A 651-nucleotide genomic window follows, 5' to 3' on the forward strand; every position below is an offset into this window, starting at 1 on the left:
CTAATGACTGGGCGTAATTTAGGACACACATCTGAAAGATGAATAGAAAAGAGTTTATGATTAAATTTCTCTATTTGGTTTTCTTTTAAAAATCGTCTTAGCTCATGAACGTAGTGATATGTATTATATAATTCTTCATCTACATCTAATAAGTAATTTACAATGCCTTTTTCAGTTTTCCACTCTTTAAATAAATGGACTTTACGATAATTAAATGCCTCTAGCGTTTCAAAAGGTTTAAGAAATAATTTCCAATAACTTTTATATTTATTATAAAGCGGTCTATTTGAGGCCCTATAACAATTCATTACATGAACTCTAGACATATTTAACGCTCGATTTAAGGATTGAACAATATGAAAACGATCAATAATAATCTTCGCGTTAGGAAATAATTGCTTGATTAGCGACATATATGGTTCATACATATCAATCGTTACTGTTTTGACTTTTTGTCTTAGTTTCAAAGAATAGCGATAAAAATGATCTTTTAACGATTTTAACTTACGATCCGCTACCACATCTACGATGCGGTGCGATACAGCATCTGCATAAATAAAGCTCATTTTCCCAGTTACATTTTTAACACTTTTAAATTCGTCCATCATTAAGTGTTCAGGTAAAGCATCAAAAGAAGACTGACCTACGTCG

The 651-nt window shown here is 30.9% G+C and carries 1 protein-coding gene; it reads right to left on the minus strand.

What is annotated here, in order from left to right:
- Positions 1 to 651 (minus strand): transposase (locus AC1RRU_RS12575; protein WP_136719898.1); only part of this gene is annotated, 651 nt, incomplete at both ends.

The sequence above is a fragment of the Staphylococcus sp. GW821-FHT11H10 genome, assembly GCF_058807855.1.